Annotated in this window: 20 protein-coding genes; 15 read left to right on the top strand and 5 right to left on the bottom strand. The window is 68.7% G+C overall.

Annotated elements, in window-relative coordinates:
- Positions 1-7 precede the first annotated feature (7 nt).
- Both EV652_RS28360 and EV652_RS28365 read left to right on the top strand, forming a co-directional pair.
- Positions 8-913, top strand: coding sequence for a 1-phosphofructokinase family hexose kinase (locus EV652_RS28360; RefSeq protein WP_132212310.1), 906 nt, complete (start codon positions 8-10; stop codon positions 911-913).
- A gap of 11 nt (positions 914-924) precedes the next feature.
- Entirely contained in the window at positions 925-1,761 is an 837-nt protein-coding gene (locus EV652_RS28365; RefSeq protein WP_132212311.1) for a class II fructose-bisphosphate aldolase, read from the top strand.
- A gap of 17 nt (positions 1,762-1,778) precedes the next feature.
- On the opposite strand, the gene EV652_RS28370 is transcribed toward EV652_RS28365, so the two are convergent.
- A complete protein-coding gene (locus EV652_RS28370) occupies positions 1,779-2,033 on the bottom strand; it encodes a hypothetical protein (protein ID WP_132212312.1) in 255 nt (84 codons plus the stop codon).
- Positions 2,034-2,116: 83 nt separating this feature from the next.
- Between EV652_RS28370 and EV652_RS28375 the strand changes: the two genes are divergently transcribed.
- From EV652_RS28375 to EV652_RS28385, 3 genes are all read left to right on the top strand, one after another.
- Positions 2,117-2,671, top strand: a complete 555-nt coding sequence (locus tag EV652_RS28375; RefSeq protein ID WP_132212313.1) for a TetR/AcrR family transcriptional regulator — start codon at positions 2,117-2,119, stop codon at positions 2,669-2,671.
- A gap of 72 nt (positions 2,672-2,743) precedes the next feature.
- Positions 2,744-3,268 carry an HIT family protein gene (locus EV652_RS28380; protein WP_132212314.1) on the top strand — a complete coding sequence of 175 codons (525 nt, stop codon included), beginning with the start codon at positions 2,744-2,746 and terminating at the stop codon, positions 3,266-3,268.
- Positions 3,225-4,568, top strand: a complete 1,344-nt coding sequence (locus EV652_RS28385; protein WP_132212315.1) for an APC family permease — start codon at positions 3,225-3,227, stop codon at positions 4,566-4,568. The genes EV652_RS28380 and EV652_RS28385 overlap by 44 nt, the downstream gene beginning before the upstream one ends.
- Here EV652_RS28385 and EV652_RS28390 read toward each other — a convergent pair.
- From EV652_RS28390 to EV652_RS28405, 4 genes are read right to left on the bottom strand one after another with little or no spacing between them, the layout of a single operon-like run.
- Positions 4,534-5,583, bottom strand: a complete 1,050-nt coding sequence (locus tag EV652_RS28390) for an ABC-2 membrane transporter-related protein (protein WP_132212316.1) — start codon at positions 5,581-5,583, stop codon at positions 4,534-4,536. The two genes, EV652_RS28385 and EV652_RS28390, sit on opposite strands and share 35 nt — an antisense overlap.
- Positions 5,580-6,464 carry an ABC transporter ATP-binding protein gene (locus tag EV652_RS28395; RefSeq protein ID WP_132212317.1) on the bottom strand — a complete coding sequence of 295 codons (885 nt, stop codon included), beginning with the start codon at positions 6,462-6,464 and terminating at the stop codon, positions 5,580-5,582. Before EV652_RS28395 ends, EV652_RS28390 begins: the two co-directional genes overlap by 4 nt.
- A complete protein-coding gene (locus EV652_RS28400) occupies positions 6,461-6,865 on the bottom strand; it encodes a GntR family transcriptional regulator (protein WP_132212318.1) in 405 nt (134 codons plus the stop codon). Before EV652_RS28400 ends, EV652_RS28395 begins: the two co-directional genes overlap by 4 nt.
- A 60-nt stretch (positions 6,866-6,925) precedes the next feature.
- Complete coding sequence (locus tag EV652_RS28405) at positions 6,926-8,242, bottom strand: cryptochrome/photolyase family protein (RefSeq protein WP_132212319.1); 1,317 nt, start codon at positions 8,240-8,242, stop codon at positions 6,926-6,928.
- A gap of 97 nt (positions 8,243-8,339) precedes the next feature.
- Here EV652_RS28405 and EV652_RS28410 point away from each other — a divergent pair, with 97 nt between their 5' ends.
- From EV652_RS28410 to EV652_RS28455, 10 genes are all read left to right on the top strand, one after another.
- Positions 8,340-9,053, top strand: coding sequence for an iron-dependent transcriptional repressor DtxR (locus tag EV652_RS28410; RefSeq protein ID WP_132212320.1), 714 nt, complete (start codon positions 8,340-8,342; stop codon positions 9,051-9,053).
- A gap of 90 nt (positions 9,054-9,143) precedes the next feature.
- Positions 9,144-9,923: a class I SAM-dependent methyltransferase gene (locus tag EV652_RS28415; protein ID WP_132212321.1), complete on the top strand. Its 780-nt coding sequence runs from the start codon at positions 9,144-9,146 to the stop codon at positions 9,921-9,923.
- 42 nt (positions 9,924-9,965) lie between these two features.
- Positions 9,966-11,342: an aminodeoxychorismate synthase component I gene (gene pabB / locus EV652_RS28420; protein WP_132212322.1), complete on the top strand. Its 1,377-nt coding sequence runs from the start codon at positions 9,966-9,968 to the stop codon at positions 11,340-11,342.
- Entirely contained in the window at positions 11,339-12,031 is a 693-nt protein-coding gene (locus EV652_RS28425; protein WP_132212323.1) for an aminotransferase class IV, read from the top strand. The genes pabB and EV652_RS28425 overlap by 4 nt, the downstream gene beginning before the upstream one ends.
- Before the next feature lie 157 nt (positions 12,032-12,188).
- Positions 12,189-13,100, top strand: coding sequence for an SPFH domain-containing protein (locus tag EV652_RS28430; protein WP_132212324.1), 912 nt, complete (start codon positions 12,189-12,191; stop codon positions 13,098-13,100).
- 9 nt (positions 13,101-13,109) lie between these two features.
- Complete coding sequence (locus tag EV652_RS28435) at positions 13,110-13,319, top strand: type II toxin-antitoxin system antitoxin (RefSeq protein ID WP_132212325.1); 210 nt, start codon at positions 13,110-13,112, stop codon at positions 13,317-13,319.
- Positions 13,312-14,073, top strand: coding sequence for a GOLPH3/VPS74 family protein (locus EV652_RS28440; protein WP_132212326.1), 762 nt, complete (start codon positions 13,312-13,314; stop codon positions 14,071-14,073). The genes EV652_RS28435 and EV652_RS28440 overlap by 8 nt, the downstream gene beginning before the upstream one ends.
- Positions 14,074-14,186: 113 nt before the next feature.
- Complete coding sequence (locus EV652_RS28445; RefSeq protein WP_132212327.1) at positions 14,187-14,546, top strand: GntR family transcriptional regulator; 360 nt, start codon at positions 14,187-14,189, stop codon at positions 14,544-14,546.
- A complete protein-coding gene (locus EV652_RS28450; RefSeq protein WP_132212328.1) occupies positions 14,546-15,517 on the top strand; it encodes an ATP-binding cassette domain-containing protein in 972 nt (323 codons plus the stop codon). Before EV652_RS28445 ends, EV652_RS28450 begins: the two co-directional genes overlap by 1 nt.
- Positions 15,514-16,275 (top strand): hypothetical protein, encoded by a 762-nt coding sequence (locus tag EV652_RS28455; RefSeq protein ID WP_132212329.1) that lies wholly within the window; start codon positions 15,514-15,516, stop codon positions 16,273-16,275. Before EV652_RS28450 ends, EV652_RS28455 begins: the two co-directional genes overlap by 4 nt.
- Positions 16,276-16,341: the final 66 nt, after the last annotated feature.

Here is a 16,341-nt window from a genome sequence, read left to right on the forward strand (position 1 = left end):
TCGGCCCATGATCGGCACCGTCACTCTCAACCTCGCGCTGGACGTCACCTACGAGGTGGACCAGGTCGTCCTCGGCGGCAGTCATCGGGTCGACGCGATCCGGCAACGGGCCGGCGGCAAGGGTGTGAACGTCGCGCGGGTGGCGTCGACGCTCGGCCACCAGGTGCTCGTGCTCGGGTTCGTCGGCGGTGTCACCGGTGAGCTGGTCGCCGAGGAGCTCTTCGACGCCGGGCTGACCGCGCTGCTCACCCCGATCGCCGGGGAGACCCGCCGTACCGTTGCCATCGTCAACGGCGCCGACGGGGACGCGACGATCTTCAACGAGGCCGGCCCGTCGGTCACCAGCGACGAGTGGCGAGCGTTCCTCGACCGGATGCCGTGGGGTCGGCTGGGTGTCCTGGCATGCTCCGGCAGCCTTCCGCCGGGTCTGCCGGCCGATGCGTACGCCGAACTCGCGGTCCGGGCCCGGCATCACGACGTACTGACGGTGATCGACACCGGTGGCGACGCGCTGACCGCGGCGGCGAAGGCCGGTGCGGTCGTGCGCTCCAACGCGGCCGAGTTGCGCGACGCGCTCGGCGACACCACGGTCGAAGAGGGCGCTCGGCAACTGGTTCAGCTCGGCGCGACCGCGGCCGTGATCACCGACGGGTCGCGCGGAATGGTTGCCGCCAGCCACAAAGGTGTCTGGCGGGCGTTGCCGGTCGAGAAGGTGTCCGGGAATCCGACCGGGGCGGGAGATGCCTGTACGGCGGTGGTCGCCGCGGCCGTCGCGGAGGCGCCCGAGCCGGACTGGACCGTCGTACTGAAGTCTGCCGTCGCAGCATCCGCCGCCGCTGTCCTGACACCGGTTGCCGGGGACATCGATCTGGGCGCGTACCGGCGTTGGCAACCTCAGGTTGCCGTCAACTAGAAGGAGTTCTCATGCCGTTGGTTTCCGGGGCCGAGGTCGTGCTGGCCGCTGCCAAGGCCGGTCGCGGGGTCGGCGCGTTCAACGTCATCCAGCTGGAGCACGCGATCGCGCTGATCGCCGGTGCCGAGCAGGCCGGCGCGCCGGTCATCCTGCAGATCAGTGAGAACGCGGTGAAGTACCACGGCGCGCTCAAACCGATCGGTGTCGCCACCTTGGCTGCTGCGGCCGCCGCATCGGTCCCGGTCGTCGTACACCTCGATCACGCGATGGACCGCGACCTGGTCACCGAGGCGGTCTCACTCGGCTTCACCTCGGTCATGTACGACGCGTCGAAGCTCGAGTACGCCGACAACGTCGCCGCCACCAGCGAGGTGACGACGTTCTGCCACGACCACGGTGTCTTCGTCGAGGCCGAGATCGGTGAGGTCGGCGGTAAGGACGGCGTCCACGCGCCCGGCGCCCGCACCCGCCCCGACGAAGCCGTCGCCTTCGCCGAAGCCACCGGCGTCGACGCCCTCGCAGTAGCTGTCGGCTCGTCCCACGCGATGACCGAGCGCACCGCGACCCTCGACTTCGATCTGATCACCGAGCTTCACGCCGCGGTCGCCGTACCGCTCGTCCTGCACGGCTCCTCCGGTGTGGCCGACCCCGATCTCACCCGCGCCGTCGAGGCCGGCATGACAAAGGTCAACATCGCCACCCACCTCAACAACGTCTTCACCGAGTCGGTTCGCCAGACGCTCGCCGACAACCCGACGCTGGTGGACACCCGCAAGTACCTGGGCCCGGCCCGCGATGCGGTCGCCGCCGAGGTGGCTCGGCTGCTCGGAGTTCTGAAAGCGGTCTAGAGCGAGCTGAAAGCGGTCTAGAGCGAGGCGCTGCCGCGGACCCAGTGAGCGCGCAACTCGTCACGCGCGAACTGCACCTGCTCGCGCGCCTTCGGATCGGGTACTTCGAAGTCCTCGATCAACCGGGTCAGTGCCAACTCCAGCGCCGCGACCACGGCGTCCTCCTCGGACAGGTCGGACTCGGCCACCTCGCGGAGTCCGGCGGCGAGTGCGGTCAGTCCCGCCCGCTCGTGGTCGGTGAGCCGGACCGTGAGCTCGGTTCTGCTGTCCACGTCTGTCCTCCTGCGCTTGGTACAGTCATGGTGCCGTGCAACGACCGTGTTGCACAATACTCAAGGATGAGGCTCCGATCAGGATGACCGTGACGGTGGACGAGACGCTGCGTGAGGCGACCATCGCGGTGCTCGCCGAGCACGGCTGGTCCGGTGTGACGCTGGAACGGGTGGCCGAGCAGGTCGGCCGCTCGCGGGTCACCCTGTGGCGCCAGGGTCTGACCGTCGAGATGCTGCTGAACTCATTGCTCGACGCGCTCGCCGAGGACTACCGGAACACGATGTGGCCGGTCCTGGCCGGCTCCGGCACCGGCCGGGAGGGCCTGATCAGAACGCTGGAAGCGCTGTTCGACGTGATCGACCGGCATCTGCCGCTGATGCTGTCGTCGGATCTGGTCTTCCACCAGGAGCAGGCGCGCAACGGTCCGGTCTCGTTCATCGATCCGTTCGAGCGGTTCCTGCGCGAGGGGGAGGCGGACGGCACGCTGCATCCGCACGGCCGGATCAGCGACGTGGCCGAGGTGCTGATGGTCTCCGCGGCCTTCACCTACGTGCACATGCGCGGCCGCCACCACTGGTCCCGCGCCCGCGTCCGCCGGCTGACGCTCGACCTGGTGCTACGCGGCGTCGCCTTCTGATGAAACATGACTGTTGCAATTTCCGCAACGGCCATGTTTCACTGGCGGAAACCACGTTCCTGGAGGACCGCCATGACTCTTCCCTATGCCGAACCGCTGACCCGGCTGGCGCCACAGCCCCGGGTGATCCCCGAGCCGCCGCGCGTCGGTGAGCCCGGTGGTGACCCGTGCGGCCTGTGCGACTGGCTGGCCGATTACGAGCACTCCGAGCATCAGCCGCCGCTCTGGGTGAACGAGGACTGGGCGCTGATCCGGGCGACCGGTGTCACCATCCCCGGGGTGGTCTGGCTGGCCAGCCGGGGCCATCACGACACGTTCGCCGATCTGCCGGACCGGGTCGCCGCGAGCTACGGGCCCGTCGTCGCTCGGGTCGAGCGCGCGATTCTCGGACTGGGCGACATCGCGCGGGTGCATGTCTATCGTTGGGGCGACGGTTCGGCCCACTTCCACGTGTGGTTCTTCCCCCGGCCGCTCGGCATGCTCGAGGCACGGCGGGAGATGCTGCCGTTGTGGGCGGACCTACTGCCCGAAGCACCCAAGGAGGTCGTGGCCGATGCCGAGCGGAAGATCGCTGCGGCGATGGCGGCGGGCGACTGACGTGACCCCGACCGGCTCACACCCCGGACAGGCGCCTCTCCCCGGACCTCAGCCGGCGTTGGCGCGCAGGCTGGGAGTCGCGGACGCGGTGGTGATCGGCCTGGGGTCGATGGTGGGTGCTGGTGTGTTCGCGGTGTGGACCCCGGCCGCGCAGGCGGCCGGTGCAGGTCTCCTGATCGGGTTGGTGATTGCGGCGGTTGTTGCCTACTGCAATGCGGCGTCGTCGGCTCAGCTGGCGGCTGTCTATCCGGTGTCGGGCGGGACGTACGTGTACGGCCGGGAGCGGCTGGGGGAGTGGTGGGGTTTCGCCGCGGGCTGGTGCTTCGTCATCGGCAAGACCGCGTCGTGTGCGGCAATGGCGCTGACGTTCGCCACCTATGCGGTGCCCGGTGCCGAATGGCTCCAGCGACTGATCGCACTGCTCGCAGTTGCCGGGCTGGCGGCCGTCAACTACCGCGGGGTGACCAGGACCGCCCGGCTGACCAGAATCCTGGTCACGTGCACCTTGGTGGTCCTTGCTCTCGTGCTGGTTCTGCTCTTCACCGGTGAGCCACATCGCGAACTGCCGGCCCTCACCGGCACCTCACCGTACGGAGTCCTGCAGGCGGCGGGGCTGTTGTTCTTCGCCTTCGCCGGCTACGCGCGGATCGCCACGATGGGCGAGGAGGTGCGGGACCCCGCGAAGACCATCCCCCGCGCCATCAGCATCGCCGTGATACTTGCCATCGGCATCTACTTCGTGGTCGGCCTCGCGCTGTTGCGGGTGCTCGACCCCGCGACGACCGCCGCGCCGCTGGCCGCCGCGGTCGACGCGGTCGGTGCGGCCTGGGCGGTGCCGGTGGTGAGGATCGGAGCTGCGCTCGCCAGCCTCGGTGCGCTTCTCGCCCTGATCGCCGGCATCGGGCGGACCTCCCTGGCGATGGCGCGCAACCACGACCTCCCCGCGTGGTTGGCCGCCGTACATCCGCGCTACCAAGTGCCCCACCACGCCGAGATCGCGCTCGCCGTGGTCGTCGGCATCCTCGTCCTCACCACCGACCTCAGAGGCGTGATCGGCTTCTCGTCCTTCGGTGTCCTGCTGTACTACGCGATCGCCCACGCCTCCGCGTTCACGCAACCGGCCGATCAACGTCGTTGGCCTCGCGCCGTCAACGTGATCGGCCTGGTCGGTTGCGTTGTCCTCGCCGTCACCCTGCCGTGGACCTCAGCAGTGGTCGCTGCCGCACTACTTGGTCTTGCCCTGCTTGTACGGCGGTTGCGAGCACCTAGGACAGGTCCCGGCGAATCCGCCAGAAGCTGAACCCGGTCAGCCCCAGCGCGAGCAGCATGAACAACCCGAACTCACGCCACTGCAGAGCCCAGAAGGTGTCGGCCGTGAAGTACCGAACGTGCTGCCGATAGCCCTCGTCGGCCAGCCGCTGGAAGCACGCGTCCCGCTTCGGGTTGGGGCTCGTCTCCCTGGCCTGGCCCGGCGGCCCACCTGGTTCGCAGTCGATGGTCCACGAGGGCAGCACGCTCAGCGCCTTACCGGACTTGTCGACGGTCTCGTCGGTCAGCTTCCACGCGCCGACGACCCCGGTCGCGACTTCGATCTGCTTCACCTCCGGATTGGGCCCTGGCCCGGAGAGCATGAAGCCACGGATGTTCTCCGCGGAAGCGACGATGGTCAGGTCGGTCGGCGCCATCAGGTGCGGCCGGATGAACGTCGGCGTCAGGATCTGCACCAGGATCACCACGGCCAGGGTGACCGCGAGTGCGACGAGAGTACGTCGTACGACGAGTCCGACCGCGACACCCAGCGCGAACGCGAAGGCGGCGTACCCGACCGGGACCAGACCGCGGGCGGAGAAGACCGGAGGGAACATTCTGGGCAGGTAGGTGTTCGACTCCTGTCCGGCGTTGATCGCGTCGTCGATCGGGTCGGCCCACCAGGTGACGGCGAGGCTGAGCAGTCCGGTGATCGCGATCGCGCTCAGGCCGGTCATCCCGACCTTGGTCGCGAGCCAGCGCCGCCGGCCGATGCTCTGGCTCCACACCAGCCGGTGTGTCCCGGTCTCCAGTTCACGCGCGATCAGCGGTGCGCCCCAGAACGCCCCGATCACCGGCGGTACGGCGTACAGGAGCGCCTGTCCGATGTAGTACAGCTGCGGATTGAGCCGTTGGAATCCGAGGTTCCTGATGAACTCGGTGGTCAGCCGCTGATAGTCGTCCGCGAGGCCCGGCCCGGTGACGGCAAGGGTGATGATCGCCGCGGCGATCACCGAGCCGACCACCAGGAACTGGACGCGGAACTGCCGCCAGGTCAGCCAGATCATCGGTGTACCTCCAGCAGCGGGCGTTCGGGTTGGGCGGGGGCGGTGCGGCCCATGTAGGCCAGCACCAGGTCTTCGAGAGTGAGCTGACTGACGTTCCAGGCCGGGTCGAGGATCGGCTTGTCGGTCCGGATCAGGAACGTCGACTGCCGGTCCGTGTGGCTCTCGGTCACCACGTGCTGGTCCCGGGGCAGGTCCTTGGCGGCGCGCCGCGGCCCGGTCAGCCGGAAGTGCGTCGCGAGCAGGCTGTCGATCTCTCCATTCACCTGGACCCGCGAGTCCACCAGCACGATCAGGTAGTCACAGGCGCGCTCCACGTCGGAGACGAGGTGCGAGGACAGGACGACGCTCAACTCCTGCTCGGCGACCGCCTGCATCAGATCCTGCAGGAACTCGCGCCGGGCCAGCGGATCGAGCGCGGCGACCGGTTCGTCGAGGATCAGCAGGTCGGGACGCTTGGCCAGGCCGAGGGTCAGCGCGAGTTGCGCCCGCTGGCCGCCGGACAGCTTGCCGGCGCGCTGCTTCGGATCGAGGCCGAGGTGCTGGATCCGTTGCTGGGCCAGAGAATCGTCCCACCCGGGGTTGAGCCGGGCACCGAGTTTCAGATGATCGGTGATGCTCAGGCGGCTGTAGGTGGGCGTGTCCTGAGCGACGTACCCGACCTTCGCCTGCTGTGCTCCGGCCGCCGCACCGAGCACCTCGACGGTCCCGGTGGTCGGGCTGAGCATCCCGACCGCCAGGTTCAGCAGCGTGCTCTTACCCGCCCCGTTCGGCCCGACCAGCCCGACCACGTGCCCGGCCGGAACCTCCAGGTCGCAGTCGGTCAGCGCCCAGCGCCGCCCGTATCTCTTGCCCAATCCATGGGCCTGCAGAACCGCGGTCATGCTAAGTCCTCCAGAGCGGCGGTCCGAAAGGTTGTCAGGAACAACGCCTCGATGCTCTCGTCGTCGAGGCCGGCCTTGCGCGCCTTCGCCAGCCAGCGGCGCAGGTCCTGCCGGAGCGGGCCGTGGGCGGCGAGCGTGTTGTCGGTGAGCGTCCGGGTCACGAACGTGCCGCGCCCGGGCCGGGCCTGGACCAGGCCTTCGTGCTCGAGTTCGCGGTAGGCCTTGAGCACCGTGTTCGGGTTGATCGCCAGCGCCGCGACCACGTCCTTGACGGTCGGCAGCTGGTCCCCCTCCCGCAGCAGTCCGAGCCGCAGCGCGTTGCGGACCTGCTGAACGATCTGCTGGTACGGCGAGACCCCCGACCGGCCGTCCAGATGGAACTCGATCATCTTCAACCCCATTCAACTAGGTAACTAGCACTATAGGGGCATGACTCAAATAGCCGTCAAGACACAGTGGTGTCAGCGGATCGCGTCGTACCTTCTGAGCGCCTCGCGGCGGGCCTCGGCGTGGTCGACGATCGGGGCCGGGTAGCCGTCGGCGCCGCCGTGTTTCAACGGCTCGTGGGCGGCCTTGCCGTCGAGGTGGCGCAGCTCAGGGATCCAGCGCCGTACGTACTCGCCGTCGGGGTCGAACTTGAGCCCTTGCCCGATCGGGTTGAAGATCCGGAAGTACGGCGCCGCGTCCGCACCGCAGCCGGCGACCCACTGCCAGTTCAGCGAGTTCGACGCGAGATCGCCGTCGCGCAACGACCGCATGAACCAGCGGGCACCCAACCTCCAGTGCACGTGAAGATCCTTGACCAGGAACGACGCGACGACCATCCGCACCCGGTTGTGCAGGAAGCCGGACTCCGCGAGTTGCCGCATCCCGGCGTCGACGAACGGGAACCCGGTCCGGCCCTCGCACCAAGCCTCGAATGCGTCCCCGGGCTCGTCGTACTCCATCCGCTCGAACTCCGGCCGCAACGGTTTCCAGGCCGCCTCGGGATGCCGTGCCAGCAGGTCCGCGCAGAACTCCCGCCAGGCGAGCTGGCGCCGGTACGCCTCCGCGCCGGCGCTGCGCTTGCGGGCGAGGTCGGCGAGCATCGTGCGCGGGTGGATCTCGCCGTACTTCAGCGGGATCGACATCCGCGAGATGCTGTCGAGATCGGGCCGATCGCGCTCGTCGTCGTACCGTCCGACGTCGTCCAAGTAGTCGCGCCAATGGTCGAGAGCAGCTTGCTCGCCGGCACCCTCAGCTGTGCTGTCCGGGAGATTGTCGCCGTCGGCCGCGATCCAGTCGACCTTCGCCGGCGGGTCGACCGGATGTCGCCAGCCGTGCTCGAGCCAGCGGCGGAAGTACGGCGTGAACACCTGATAGGGGCGGTTCTGCTGGTTCAGGATGCGGCCGGGTGCGATCGCGTACGGCGATCCGGTCGCGACCAGCGGACAGTTCAATGAGGCTTCAACTTCTGTGTCCCGGTCCTGTCCGTACGGCGCGTGATCCGCGCTGATGTGGACGCTGGTCGCCCCGACCTCGCCCGCCAGTGCCGGGACCACCTCGACCGGATCTCCCCGTCGTACGACGAGCTGGCCGTCGACCGACTCCGACAGGCTCCGCAACGATGCGGCCAGGTGCTCACGCCGTGGATCGCCGGCCCGATCCCAGAGCCTGGGGTCGAGGACGAACAGGGCCACCACCCGCCCGTCACCCGCGGAGACGGCATCCAGCAAGGCCGGATTGTCCGCCAGGCGTAGATCCCGGCGGAACCACATCACTGCTGCCACATCCCGCATCCTCCGGTAGTACCCACCACCATCCGCGGTGCCGTGCCGACCTGCTACCACAAGAACCGAACAGGCGATTGGGTAAGGCTTGCCTCCATAGGCGAGAATGGCTTTCGTGAGCGAGCTGATCGATACCACCGAGATGTACCTGCGGACCGTCTACGAGCTGGAAGAAGAAGGCATCCTGCCGCTGCGCGCGCGGATCGCCGAGCGACTGCACCAGTCCGGCCCGACGGTCAGTCAGACGGTGGCGCGGATGGAGCGCGACGGGCTCGTCACGGTCGAGGGCGATCGCCATCTCGAGCTCACCGAGGTCGGCCGGAAGCAGGCGGTCCGGGTGATGCGCAAGCACCGCTTGGCCGAGCGGCTGCTGGTCGACGTGATCGGGCTGGAGTGGGAGGACGTGCACGCCGAGGCCTGCCGCTGGGAGCACGTGATGAGCGACGCGGTCGAGCTGCGGCTGCTGAAGATCCTGAACCACCCGACCGAGTCGCCGTACGGCAACCCGATCCCGGGCCTCGAGGAGCTGCTGACCGACGGCCAGGCGAGCGGCACCGAGCAGTTCCGGATCGGCGTCGAGCCGCTGGACAAGGTGCTCGACCAGGCCACCGGTAACAGCGTCCGGGTGCTGGTCCGCCGGATCGCCGAGCCGGTCCAGACCGACGACGGTGCGATGGCGGTGCTGCGCAAGGCCGGCGCGCTGCCGGGCCGCGAGGTCGACTCCACCCTCGACGCCGAGGGCGTCCTGGTCGGCAGCCGCGAGGCCGGCGGCGTGATCAGCGACGAGACGGCCGGGCATATCTTCGTCAGCCGGGTCTGAGGTTTCCGTACTTCAAAGCTGTATTAAGACCTCCAACGCTGAGCGCTCGATGCTGTACAGCGTGTGGTCACGAGGTAGCGTCTGTCCGCAATGTCTGAGAACGAGATCGACTGGCCGGAGTATCTGCGGGAGTTCCACACCGCGACTCCGGGCAGCACCGAAGCCCTGCTGTCCCGAGCGGTAGCAGGCGACCACACGCCGTACCGCTGGCTGGTTCGTGCTGTCTCCGGCGAGGCCCGGCGGGTTCTGGACCTCGCGTGTGGGAACGGTCCGGTCGCGCGTGAGCTGTACGGGCGGTGGGTCGTCGGTGTCGACAACAACCCGGCCCAGCTCGCCGCCGCACCGGGTCCGAAGGTCCAGGCCGACGCTTTGCACCTCCCGTTCGCGAACGAGGTCTTCGACGTCGTCACCTGCTCGATGGGCCTGATGGTGCTGCAGCCGCTGCCCGGCGTACTGGCCGAGGCGGCTCGGGTACTGCGGCGTGGCGGCGTACTGGCCGCGATCGTGCCGGCTGTGCGACCGCTGCGGCGTGGTGACATCCGCACGCTGAGCGGGCTGACCACGCGGCTGCGGTCGACCCCGCAGTTCCCGGCCGGTGGTGAGATCACCGAGCTCAAGGACAAGTTGCATCACGCCGGTTTCGATGTGATGGAGAGCCAGCGCGAGCGGTACGTGTACATGATCCGCACCCGCGACGACGCCCAGCGCCTGGTCAACGCGCTCTACCTTCCCGGTACGCCGGACCTCCGCCGCGACACCGCGGCCGGCTGGCTCGCCGACCGGGCCGAGTCGAAGGACGGCCTCGAGGTCGCGATCCCGATCCGCCGTATCACCGCGATGCGCACCAAGCTGGCCCTGACCGGGTCCTGATCGCCCGCACCCGGCAGGGCCTGCGGTAGGTAACGTGTGCACGTGAGTGCGCTGCGCTGGTCCGTTCGGACGGTCGACCGGGCGCTCGACGGTGAGACGGTCTACCGCGAGCTGCTGGCCGGTGAACCCGTCGCGTTCTGGCTCGACGGCAGTCTGACCGACCGGGCGGTCCGACGGGTCTCGATCCTCGGTACGACGCTCGGCGCCGGCGCGGAGGTCGTCGTACGAGATGTTGCTTCAGGCGACGTGTTCGCCGAGTTGCAGGAGCTGATCGCGGCCAAGGGTGCGCGGCTGGACGGCGTACCGGATGAGCTGACCGGGCTGTTCAACGGCGGGTACGTCGGGTACTTCGGGTACGAGTTGAAGGCGCTGACCGGGGGAGCCGCGGCCCACGAGTCGCCGACGCCGGACGCGCTGTGGATCTGGGCGAACCGGTTCGTGGTGATCGACCACGACCGGGATGTGAGCTACCTGGTCCATGTGGACGAGTTCGACGACGGCTGGCTGGATCGGGCCTCGCGCAGTACGTCCCACTGGTCGATGTCCGGGGTCGACACGCAGGCGATCGCTCGGCTCGACCTCGAGACGCATCTGGAGCAGGACCGGGCGACGTACCTGGCCGGGATCGGCAAGTGCATGGCCGCGCTCGAGGCCGGGGAGACGTACGAGGTGTGCCTGACGAACCGCGTCCGGCTGCCGGCCGTACCCGATCCGTTCGAGTTCTTCCTCTGGCAGCGGGCGCACAACCCGGCGCCGTACGCCGCCTTCCTCCGGTACGGCGATCTCGCGGTGGCCAGCTCGTCGCCGGAACGGTTCCTGACCGTGGACGCGGACGGCTGGGCGGAGTGCCGGCCGATCAAGGGGACCTCCCCGCGCGACCCGGACCCGGCGCAGGACGAGCTGGCCGCGAAGGCGCTCGCCGAGGACGAGAAGACGCGGGCCGAGAACCTGATGATCGTCGACCTGATCCGCAACGACCTCGGCCGGGTGAGCGAACCGGGTACGGTGCATGTCCCGCAGCTGATGGAGGTCGAGAGCTACCGGACCGTCCACCAGCTCGTCACCACCGTGCGTGGCCGGCTGCGGTCCGGGGTGTCCGCACTCGACGCCGTCCGGGCGTGCTTCCCGCCGGGGTCGATGACCGGGGCGCCGAAGATCCGGACGATGGAGATCCTCGACGAGCTCGAATGGAGTGCGCGCGGGGTGTACTCGGGTGTGCTGGGTTATCTGACCGTGGACGGGCGGGCGGATCTGAGTGTGGTGATCCGGACCGCGGTGCTGACGCCGTCCGAGACGGTCATCGGTACGGGGGGTGCGATCGTGCTCGACTCGGACCCGGTCGCGGAGTACGACGAAATGGTGCTGAAGGCAACGGCAGCCGTCGGCGGGAACGCCGCGGCCGAAGGGTGGGGGAGATGAGTGACATGCAGGTGGCGGATTCGTTCCTGGTGGCCAATGGCAAGGTTCGGGGGATCGAGCTGCACCGGGAACGGTTCGTCGGGTCGTGTGCGGCGGCCGGCGTCGAGGCCGCGGGCTTCTGGACCGACCAGGTCCGCCGGTTGCCGGGGTTCGGTCGCTGGTTCCCGCGGTTCGAGCTCCGTACCTCGGGGGAGTTGGCGGTTCAGCTCCGCCCGGCCCCACCTGTCGGCGGTCGGGTGCGGGTCGTCGTACACGAAGGTCCCGATCCGCGCACCGCGCCGCGCGTGAAGGGGCCCGATCTGGAACTCCTGGGCAAGTTGAAGGAGGCCGCGTCCCACCGAGCCGACGAGATCCTCCTGCTGGACCAGGACGGCACGGTCCTCGAAGCGGCGTACTCCGCCATCGCCTGGTGGGAGGACGACACCCTCTGCTTCCCGCCCTCCGACCGCCCACTCCTCCCGTCGGTCACCGCCGCCCTGCTCCGCCAGGTCGCCACGACCCAAGGCATCGAGGTCGCCGAACGAGCTTGTACACCGACCGACCTGCAGTCCCACGAGGTCTGGCTCCTCAACGCCCTCCACGGCATCCGCCCCGTCCACGCCTGGTCCGACTCCGCCATCGACCCGCTGCCGAACTCGCAAGCCACCAGTTGGCAGAACCATCTGACCGCCCTCGCCCAACCGCTGTAAAACCCTGACCGGGTGAGCTGACGCTCGGTCGTGGAGATCTGCGCGGGATCGGGCGGTTGAGGAGCAGAAATCCACGACTCGGCGCCTCGGGGCGATTGGTGTGTGTTGAAAAAGTGATATCACAATGCTACCTTTTGGATATTCGAGAGGAGCTGTGATGGCTGAGGTGGATGTCGCGGTGGAGATGCCGGCGCCGAAGGTGACGGAGAGGGTGGCCCGGGAGATCAACGGGTGGCCGATGGCCGGGCTGGCGTTCGTGCTGGTGGTGCTCGGGGTCGTGGTGTTCATCCTCGGCATCGCGAACGGACAGGGCACGCTGGTCGTCATCTCGATCCTGGTGTTCCTGGCCGGGCTGTTCGTCGCCGGCGGGTTGACGCCGGTGGCGCCGGGCCGGGCGCGGGTCCTGCAGATCCTGGGGCGGTACAGCGGGACGATTCGCATCGACGGGCTGCGCTGGGTCAACCCGATCTCCACCCGCAAAGTGGTGTCCACCCGGATCCGCAACCACGAGACAGCTGTTGCCAAGGTCAACGATGCCGACGGCAACCCGATCGAGATCGCCGCGGTGGTGGTCTGGCAGGTCGAGGACACCGCGCAGGCGACGTTCGAGGTGGACGACTTCGTCGAGTTCGTCGCGATCCAGACCGAGACCGCGGTCCGCCACATCGCGAACAGCTACCCGTACGACGTCCACACCGAGGACGGCGGCCTGTCGCTGCGGGACAGCACCGACGAGATCACCGAGACGCTGTCGACCGAGATCGGCGCCCGGGTGCAGGCTGCCGGGGTCCGGGTGATCGAGTCCCGCATCACCCATCTCGCGTACGCGCCGGAGATCGCCCAGGCGATGCTGCGCCGCCAGCAGGCCGGTGCCATCGTGGCCGCCCGGCAGCGGATAGTCGAAGGTGCGGTCGGCATGGTCGAGCTGGCCCTGGACCGGCTGTCCGAGCACGACGTCGTCGAGTTGGACGAGGAGCGCAAGGCCACCATGGTCAGCAACCTGTTGGTGGTGCTGTGCGGTGACAAGGACGCCCAGCCTGTGGTCAACACCGGCACGCTCTACCAGTGAGCCGGCGCCGTGGCCGTCGAACGTAAGAAGATCCTGCTCCGGCTGGATCCCGTGGTGCATGATGCGCTGGCCCGCTGGGCAGCCGACGACCTGCGCAGCACCAACGCCCAGATCGAGTACCTGCTCCGCCGGGCGCTCGCCGACGCCGGCCGGCTCCCGTCCGGGGTCGGCAAGATGCGCCGTCCGGGCCGCCCGTCCAAGGAGGAAGACGATGAGTAGAAGTGTCAGTACCGTCGCCTCAGGCAACCACCTCAGCTTGGTGCGTGCCCCGGGCGGCCGCGGGACGCTGCCGCGGCGACCGCCACTGCGGCGCCCTCGAGTTGTTGCCCTCGGCAGAGTCAAGGCCCCGGACGCCTTGGCTGCCAGGCTTTTCCTGCTCGCGTACGACCCGGAGAGCGGGCGTATGGTGGGCCGGTGGACGAAGCTCGGCCGGATCCTCCGGGCCGCGGCCCTCGTGGACCTCCAGCTCAGCGGAAACCTTGCCGACGACAACGGCCGGGCCCGGCTGACCAAAGCGGCCGATCCGGCCGACCCGGTGCTGGCCGGTGTGCTCAAGGACGTCAGTCGGGTCGGCCCGCGGAAGTGGCGAACCTGGATCGACCGGCGCCACGGCGCGATCGTTCGGGACGTCCGCGACGGGCTCGAACGCGCCCGCCTGATCAAGGTCGAGCGCTACCGCATCCTCGGCCTGTTCCCGGCCGACCGCATCACCCTGCGGCATCCGCTGGTACGACGCCAGCTGCTGCGGAACGCCACCGACGCGCTCCGGCCGGCCCGGCTCGTCACGCGCATCGACCTCCGGGACGCGGCGATCGTCGTCCTGGCTGCGACCGGTGATCTGCGCACTGTCGTGCCCAAGGACCAGCGCGCCCGGCACAAGGATCGCCTGGCGCAACTCGCCGTACGAGTCGGTCCGGTGGTGCCGGCGTTGAAGAAGGCGCTCCAGCAGAGCAACTCGTCGGCCGGCGGATGACCTGGCTTGACCGGTGAACCCGGCCCGGTGCTATGGTTCCTTACTCAAGTAATGAACCTAAGAACCTGATCATCACCTGATCCGGCCGGAGTCGATCGCGAGAGGAGGCCGTGATGTTCGATGATCGCAGCCCGATCTACCTGCAGATCGCCGAGCAGATCAAGAACGACATCGTCACCGGCGCCCTCGCCGAGGATGAGCAGGTGATGTCCACGAACCAGTACTCCGCGTTCTACCGGATCAATCCGGCCACCGCGGCCAAGGGGTTCGCCCAGCTGGTCGACGAGGGTGTGCTCTACAAGAAGCGCGGGATCGGGATGTTCGTCAGCCCGAACGCGCGAGAGCTGCTCCGCACCGGCCGCCGCGACTCGTTCTTCGCCGAGGTGGTCGACCCGATGATCCGGGAGGCCAAGGCGATCGGCGTACCGCTGAAGGACGTCGTCCAGCACATCCGCACCTACGGAGACGCGTGATGACCAACCGCACCCTGGAAACCACTTCGGCAGCCGCCGACTTCGTCTCCGCCGAGGAGACCGAGCCCGCGCTGGCGGCGCGGACGGAGAACCTGTCGGTCCGGTTCGCCGGTGTGCCGGCGCTGGACCGGCTCGACCTGCGGCTGGCGCCGCGCAAGATCCACGGCCTGCTCGGCCGCAACGGCTCCGGCAAGAGCACGCTCGCCGCGACACTGGCCGGCTTCCGGCGGCCGGACGAGGGCCGGGTGCTGATCGAGGGCGGCGACCTCGGTACGGCGGTCGAGCCGTACGAGAACGCGGTCGCCACCAGCCGGATCTGCCTGATCCGCGAGTCGGGCGACCTGATCGCCGCGGCGCCGGTCAAGCACGCGCTCGGTCTGGCCGCGAGCCTGCGTCCTAACTGGGACGAAGACCTCGCCGGTGAGCTGCTCGACCGGTTCGAGGTGCCGACGAACAAGAAGGTGCAGAAGCTGTCCCGCGGTAAGAAGTCCGCGCTCGGGGTCGTCCTCGGGCTGGCCAGCCGCGCGCCGCTGACCATCTTCGACGAGACCTACCTTGGCATGGACGTGCCGTCCCGCAACTTGTTCTACGACGCTCTGCTCGCCGACTACGCCGAGGTGCCGCGCACGATCGTGCTGTCGACCCACCTGGTCAGCGAGGTCAGCACGGTGCTCGAGGAGGTCGTCATCCTCGACAACGGCCGGCTCGTCACCCAGGCGCCGGTGGACGCGCTCCGCGGCCGTGGCGCCTCGATCGTCGGACCGGCCGCGGTGGTGGACGACTTCACCGCCGGGTTCACCGTGCTCGCCGAGGAGAAGCTCGGCGGCACCAAGTCCACCACCGTGCTGGGCGACCTCGATCCCGCGCTCCTCGCGCAGGCAACTGCGGCCGGTCTCGAGATCGGCCCGGTCGGACTGCAGGACCTCTTCGTCCACCTGACCGCTACCAGCAGCAAGGGAGATCGCCGGTGAGCGCGACAGTCGAGCACGCCTTGCCGCGGGGTGTCACCTCGACCAACCGGTTGCGGCAGGTGTTGCTGGCGATGCTCGTCGGCACCCGGCCGATGCTGGTCGGCTACTGGCTGGTGATGCTGTTCCTGTTCCTCACAATCGGCGTCTGGTACCTGATCGCCACTGGCGGGCTCGATCGCAGCATGTGGGACTGGGGCACTCAGTCGCCGAAGTACTTCTCGATGGCGATCGGCATCACCATCACTCCGGCGTACCTCAGCCTGCTGATCGCGCAAGGCGTCACCCGGCGGATGCTTTCCATTGCCTCAGGCATCTATCTCACCGGTGCCGCGGTCGCGACCGCGGCGTTGTGGGTGCTGATGTACCAGGGCGAGCGCGTGCTCTACAGCGCACAGGGCTGGTCGCAGACGATGCAGAACCCGCACCTGTTCCACGACACCTCGCAGGCCGGTCTGATCTTCACCGAGTTCTTCCTGCTGATCCTGTCGCACGAGGCGGCCGGGTGGTTGCTCGGCATCACGTTCTGCCGGTTCGGCTTCTGGCGCGGTCTGCTGATGCTGCCGCTCTCGCTGATCCCGGCAGCGGTCACCGAGTTCCTGTTGATCGCTCAGTGGCTCGCCGACGTGTTGACGAGCATCGGCTACCAGCGTCCGCCACTCGCTGTCGCCGTGCCGTCCATCCTGGTGGTGAGTGCTCTCGGGTGGTACGTCGGCTACCTTCTGCTGCGGCCGATGGCACTGAAGCCGGCGAAGAGTTGAGACCCTGGTTATGCACAGGGGGTGTGTATAACCAGGACGATTTCTGTGGATGGTCGCGGGATCACT

The organism is Kribbella steppae, assembly GCF_004342025.1.
Taxonomy (GTDB): domain Bacteria; phylum Actinomycetota; class Actinomycetes; order Propionibacteriales; family Kribbellaceae; genus Kribbella; species Kribbella steppae.

Coding starts and splice junctions, on each gene's coding strand:
- EV652_RS28400 (WP_132212318.1), bottom strand. CDS start 6,865: ATGGGGTTGAAGATGATCGAGTTCCATCTGGACGGCCGGTCGGGGGTC.
- EV652_RS28410 (WP_132212320.1), top strand. CDS start 8,340: ATGGCTTTCGTGAGCGAGCTGATCGATACCACCGAGATGTACCTGCGG.
- EV652_RS28365 (WP_132212311.1), top strand. CDS start 925: ATGCCGTTGGTTTCCGGGGCCGAGGTCGTGCTGGCCGCTGCCAAGGCC.
- EV652_RS28445 (WP_132212327.1), top strand. CDS start 14,187: ATGTTCGATGATCGCAGCCCGATCTACCTGCAGATCGCCGAGCAGATC.
- EV652_RS28430 (WP_132212324.1), top strand. CDS start 12,189: ATGGCTGAGGTGGATGTCGCGGTGGAGATGCCGGCGCCGAAGGTGACG.
- EV652_RS28415 (WP_132212321.1), top strand. CDS start 9,144: ATGTCTGAGAACGAGATCGACTGGCCGGAGTATCTGCGGGAGTTCCAC.
- EV652_RS28375 (WP_132212313.1), top strand. CDS start 2,117: ATGACCGTGACGGTGGACGAGACGCTGCGTGAGGCGACCATCGCGGTG.
- EV652_RS28385 (WP_132212315.1), top strand. CDS start 3,225: ATGCCGAGCGGAAGATCGCTGCGGCGATGGCGGCGGGCGACTGACGTG.
- EV652_RS28380 (WP_132212314.1), top strand. CDS start 2,744: ATGACTCTTCCCTATGCCGAACCGCTGACCCGGCTGGCGCCACAGCCC.
- EV652_RS28450 (WP_132212328.1), top strand. CDS start 14,546: ATGACCAACCGCACCCTGGAAACCACTTCGGCAGCCGCCGACTTCGTC.
- EV652_RS28390 (WP_132212316.1), bottom strand. CDS start 5,583: ATGATCTGGCTGACCTGGCGGCAGTTCCGCGTCCAGTTCCTGGTGGTC.
- EV652_RS28440 (WP_132212326.1), top strand. CDS start 13,312: ATGAGTAGAAGTGTCAGTACCGTCGCCTCAGGCAACCACCTCAGCTTG.
- EV652_RS28360 (WP_132212310.1), top strand. CDS start 8: ATGATCGGCACCGTCACTCTCAACCTCGCGCTGGACGTCACCTACGAG.
- EV652_RS28395 (WP_132212317.1), bottom strand. CDS start 6,464: ATGACCGCGGTTCTGCAGGCCCATGGATTGGGCAAGAGATACGGGCGG.
- EV652_RS28405 (WP_132212319.1), bottom strand. CDS start 8,242: ATGCGGGATGTGGCAGCAGTGATGTGGTTCCGCCGGGATCTACGCCTG.
- EV652_RS28425 (WP_132212323.1), top strand. CDS start 11,339: ATGAGTGACATGCAGGTGGCGGATTCGTTCCTGGTGGCCAATGGCAAG.